Source organism: Pseudogracilibacillus amylolyticus (SeqCode) (assembly GCF_051918545.1).
Lineage (GTDB): Bacteria > Bacillota > Bacilli > Bacillales > Amphibacillaceae > Pseudogracilibacillus.
In genome coordinates this window covers 9,269-14,853 of the sequence record NZ_JBPPZG010000095.1, presented here as the reverse complement: position 1 = coordinate 14,853, position 5,585 = coordinate 9,269, and the positions used below count along the sequence as shown (strand labels likewise).

The 5,585-nt window shown below is 37.5% G+C and carries 5 protein-coding genes; 1 reads left to right on the top strand and 4 read right to left on the bottom strand.

The genetic code is table 11. The features are described from left to right. Window positions 1–1,332: 1,332 nt before the first annotated feature. Entirely contained in the window at window positions 1,333–1,464 is a 132-nt protein-coding gene (locus ACPYKA_RS11630; RefSeq protein WP_479542444.1) for a sporulation histidine kinase inhibitor Sda, read from the bottom strand. Window positions 1,465–1,779: 315 nt separating this feature from the next. Here ACPYKA_RS11630 and ACPYKA_RS11625 point away from each other — a divergent pair, with 315 nt between their 5' ends. Continuing rightward, window positions 1,780–2,163: a helix-turn-helix domain-containing protein gene (locus ACPYKA_RS11625; protein WP_479542443.1), complete on the top strand. Its 384-nt coding sequence runs from the start codon at window positions 1,780–1,782 to the stop codon at window positions 2,161–2,163. A 528-nt stretch (window positions 2,164–2,691) separates the two neighbouring features. Here the strand turns inward: ACPYKA_RS11625 and ACPYKA_RS11620 are convergent. The 3 genes from ACPYKA_RS11620 to dctP all read right to left on the bottom strand — a co-directional run. After that, a complete protein-coding gene (locus tag ACPYKA_RS11620) occupies window positions 2,692–3,951 on the bottom strand; it encodes a TRAP transporter large permease (protein WP_479542442.1) in 1,260 nt (419 codons plus the stop codon). Next, entirely contained in the window at window positions 3,952–4,434 is a 483-nt protein-coding gene (locus ACPYKA_RS11615; RefSeq protein ID WP_479542441.1) for a TRAP transporter small permease, read from the bottom strand. A gap of 52 nt (window positions 4,435–4,486) precedes the next feature. Further along, window positions 4,487–5,585 (bottom strand): TRAP transporter substrate-binding protein DctP (dctP, locus tag ACPYKA_RS11610; protein WP_479542440.1); only part of this gene is annotated, 1,099 nt, incomplete at its 5' end.

Below are 5,585 nucleotides of genomic sequence, written 5' to 3'. Positions count from 1 at the left end.
AACATAGATATAACCTTGATTCCTACATACATATTGTAAAAATATACTAATAGAAAAAGAGAGTCCGCAATAAAAAAATTCCAATATAACTAAATTATTAAACTATATACATAGTAACTATTTGATTCATTACTTGATAATCAAAAAAAGCTCCTAGGTAGTTTAATAGATTTTTACCTAATATGACAGCTATACAGATTTTAAAGAAGAAACAAAACTTGGTGTATATAACGTCATTGCAATATCATAACTTATATACAAAAGAACTATCTAATCGATGACATTACTTCGATTAGATAGTTCTTTCTTTTCCCAGTTTTGGCTATTCTCTGAAGTGAAAACGGACGAGGGGAGCTACCATCGCACGAATTCAGACAATTCGCCGGGACGAAAACGGGCGAGAGAGCCCTCACATTCGTATTATCTGTTTCATGATCCGTGATCGACGTCGGCGTCATCTTTATCCCCGGGCGTGTAAAGGCATATTTAAGGAGATTGAGGAGAGGCGACTGTTGGTTCTTGGAAAAAGTTGCATCCCCACTACCATTATGGAGCTGATTTTTTACACACTGAGCAAGGCTGTGGAAATTATTACAGACATTCAACAAGTGGTTTGTGTTCCGAAGTTGTTCTCAGTCATCTTTACTGAAATTAGCGGTGCAGCGGGGCTCTTCAGGTCATTTTTAGCGAGATCAACACCGCGGCAGGATACTGCGCAGCTCTTCTCTGTCATTTCTACTGAGATTAACGGCGCGGAGAGACACCGCGCTCCTCTTCTATGACTTTTCTAACGAGATCAACACCGCGGCGAGACACTACACAGCTCTTCTATCACTTTTTTACCGAGATCAACACCGCGGCGAGACACTGCGCAGCTCTTCTAACACTTTTCTAACAAGATCAACGGCGAGGCGGGACACTGCGCAGCTCTTCTACCACTTTTTTACCGAGATCAACGCCGCGGCGGGACACTACACAGCTCTTCTATCACTTTTCTAACGTGATCAACGGCGAGGCGGGACACTGCGCAGCTCTTCTATCACTTTTTTACCGAGATCAACGCCGCGGCGGCACACTGCGCAGCTCTTCTATCACTTTTCTAACAAGATCAATGGTGCGGCGGGACACCGCGCGACTCTTCTATCACTTTTTTACCGAGATCAACGCCGCGGCGAGACACTGCGCAACTCTTCTATCACTTTTCTAACGTGATCAATGGTGCGGGGACTAAGTTCTCGCCGCTTCATGTCAAATTTTTAATTTTTCTACAAATAAAAAAGAACAGAACCCGATTTCAAATTATTTTAATCCATTAACTTCAACATGAGTATTTCATAAATGAGCTATCTCAAGGTTTCTTCGCATTATTTCTTTTTTCAACATCAACTGAAAATCGTCGTCTAGTTTAAGTTCAATCGCTTTATAATACGCTTCAATTATCAGGTCATTAGATAAGTTTTCCACTATACAACTCTCCCATTCTGATGTTTTTTCCTATGAAAAAGTAGTATTTTTAACAATTAACCACTAATTGGTTGTAAAATTCAGATAATTATTTTAGATACTTACTTGTTTTTACAGATCACATCCCTATTGACAAATAAATAATATTGTTATGTTATATTATGATACTATTTGTTGTTTTTCGACTAACTTACACATTAATTGCATTATATACGAGAATTTATTCATTATGTTAATGTACAAGTATTAATTGTTTTTATGCGCTATAAACAACGTTTAGTTGTGTAATTCCCCTATACAGTGAGGTTGTTGTAAATGTATTTATTTGGAAAACGTCTTAAAGAGTTGCGTGATGAATTTGGCTATGAACAAAAAGACATGGGGCAAAAACTAAATATGACTTCAAGTGCTTATGGTTATTATGAACAAGAGCGTAGTGAACCTTCTTTAGAAACGCTTATTAAAATTGCCAATATCTTTAATGTTTCAACTGATTATCTACTCGGGGTGTCGAATATACGTAAATATCCGGTTCATCATTCAAAATCCGACAAACTATCATTTTCTGATGCAGAAATAGAAACGATACAAAAAATGAAGGATATTTCACTTCTTGAAGAACTAAGTGAAGATCCTTCCAGTAACGTTGCTCGTATTCATCGCTATTGGCAATTTATTAAACGTGAACTTAAAATATGAAACTAAAATTGATGACTACAACCACAGCAACTATGTATATAGATAGAAATAAAATCACAGATAAGTGACTCATGCTTCGCCATCTGTATTTTATTTTCCAAAGCAGCTTTAAACTTTTTAAGGCTTTTTAAATCGTAAAAAAAGACCGGCTCTATTAGTTTTTCACCACACTAATAGAACCAGTCTTCACCTTATCCTTTTATCTATATCCTCCGTAGTTTTTATTTAAGAGGGGATGGTTTCGAACCCTCATGGGAAACTAGAAATTGAAACCCCTATCTATTTACAAGGAATCAACATCTTCTTTCCTGTTAAAATATACACATAAAGGCTTATCTTTTCAAATCATTGCTTTATATTTCGGTCTTCATCGATATCAAAAAAAAAATGAAACTGAATATAAGCTATGTCTGTTTCGGTTGGTAGTTTCAAAGTTAAGCAGTGGAGGACACCTACTGCAGTAAATGTGGTTAAAATGATCCAATTAATCATAGCTATCGGAACCGTTGTTTAGCTTCTTCTAACTTATTATTTAATAAATAACATAGATAATTGTGGGATGAATGTAATAATGATAACACTAACAATCATCATGAGCATGAATGGAACGACGGCTCGGACAAGTGGTTCAAATTTTGTATTTCCGACACGGGCACCCACGAATAGTGAAACACCAACAGGTGGTGTGATTAAACCAATCGCTAAATTCGCAGTCATAATGATACCGAAATGAATCGGATCAATCCCGATTTGCGTGACGACCGGTAACAAAATAGGTGTTAAAATAATAATTGCTGCAATTGTTTCCATAAACGTTCCCACGATGAGCAGGAGTAAATTCACTAATAAAAGAATGACAACTGGTGACAAGTTTGATTCAGATAATAAAGTAGCAATGGATTGTGGTACTTTTTCACGTGTTAAGACCATTCCAAAAATGGATGCGGATGCAATTATGAATAATATTACTGATGTTGTAACAACGGATGAGACGAGCATTTCACGTAATGTTTTTAAATTGATTTGTTTATAAACGAACACACCGACGATAAATCCATAAACGACAGCAACCACGGAAGCTTCTGTCGGGGTAAAAAAACCTCCATATATACCACCTAAAATAATGACCGGCATAAGGAGAGCGAGTGTAGCTTCCCTAAATGACTTCCATAATTTTGTCCGTTCGATTTCAGCACCGTAGCCTTCTTTTCGCGAAATGACATACGCTACAACCATAAGTGATAATCCAATGAGAATTCCCGGTAATATTCCAGCGAGAAACAGGCTGCTGACTGAAACACCCGCAGACACCCCATATAAAACAAGTGGAACACTAGGTGGAATAATTATTCCTGTTGTTCCACCAACCGCCTGAACTGCTGTTGAGAAGTTTCGGTCATAACCCGCTTTTACCATTGCAGGAATCATGATACCCCCGATAGCTGCAGTCGTTGCTGATCCGGAGCCTGAAATGGCGGCAAAAAACATACAAGCAACTATCGAAACATGGGCCAGACCACCTTTTAAATGACCAACTAGACTATTAGCAAAATTAACGAGTCGTTCCGAAATTCCACCGATTTCCATAAGTTTTCCGGCTAAAATAAAAAAAGGTGCAGCCATCAGGGGAAACGAATCGAGTGCAGCAAACATTTTTTGTGGTATCGTAATGAGTGGAATTTGCCCGATGATCGCAATAATAAAAACTGATGAGAGCGCTAAGGCGATAGCAATCGGAACATTTATTAAGATTAAAACTGCTAAAATAACGAATAAAAGTACCGCCATTTATGTTTCCTCCTTCTTAATCCCTAACAAATTTTTAATCGTAACATCAACGACGTTTAAAATCATCAATATCCCACTGATCGGAATAATCATATACACATAATTCATCGGAATACTTAGTGCGGGCGATGTTTGCATCGTAGATTTTCCGACAAGTTCATATCCTTTTACAACTAGAAGGACAAATAAAAATATACAAAATAAAGCTGCAATCACTTGGAAAAAGGCAGCTACCTTTTTAGGAACTTTTGACGTTAAAATTTCTACTCCAATATGAGCACCATATTGAAAAGAAAATGATGCACCGAGAAATGTCAGCCAAATCATTAAGTATCTTGCTAATTCTTCTGTCCACGGAAATGAACTTTGGATTAGAATTCTTGACACGATTTGTACAAAAATAATGATGACCATAATGACTAAGAAAATCCCTGTCGTCCATTCCGTAAATCTATTGATTCCATTAATTGTTTTTGCCCACATATCATCACCTCATAAAACAACATTCAGTGGGAGCCCTCCCACTGAATTATTATTATCTAAGTGCTTGAATACGTTCGACCATATCACCGAACTGATCACTCAATTTATCATAAACTGGTTCTACTGCCGCTCGGAATGCTGCCATTTCTTCTGCAGATGGAATAACAATCTCTACGCCTTCCTCTTCTAGAAATTCTATTTGTTCGGCTTCCATATCTTGATTAATATCTCGCTGAATTTGGGTAAATTCTTTTCCAGCATTAACTAAGATCTCCTGAATATCTTTTGGCAAATTATTAAATGTGTCCGGATTCATAAGAACTGGAGCTGAAGCATAGTAAACCATATTTTCCGTCAAATGATTTTGCACTTCATACATTTTTGTAGTTACCATGACTCCGTATGAGTTGTCCTGGCCGTCAATAACACCTTGCTGTAGGGATGTATACACCTCAGGAAAAGCAATTGGCGTCGGATCAGCCCCTAATGATTTATATGTCTCAAGATATAATTCATTTTCTACAGTTCTAATTTTTAAATCACTCATATCATCGGGAGAGTGTACAGCATGTTTATTATTAATAATATGACGCATGCCATTTTCCCATATTCCCAAAGATTTAAAGCCAGCTTCATCAATTATTTGCATTAGTTCTTCGCCAACTTCCCCATCTAAAGCTTCATAAGCATGTTCGACATCTTCGAATAAAAACGGCATTTCCAAAACAGACATCTCTGGAACGAAACTACCAAGTATTCCACCTGTTACAACGGTCATATCAAGAGAGCCGAGTTGAACTTGTTCAACTATTTCCCGTTCTCCACCAAGTTGTCCATTGCCAAAGATTTCAAACTGCACTCTACCATCCGACTCTTCTTCTACCGCTTCAGCAAACAATTCAATTCCTTTTGTATACGAATGATCGTCTGGAGCAATATGACCAACTTGTATAATAATGACATCATCCGACTTTCCAGCATCACTTTTTCCATCCTCTTCTGCCGGTGCAGTTGAAGAAGAACAAGCAGTTAGTATACCTACCAAAAGTAGAAAACCGATTAAAAAATTCATTCTTTTCATAAAAACCTCCATCTCGACTCGCTCCGCTCCTCGAGTCAAATAGTAATGAAAACGAATGCGGATTTTCGTT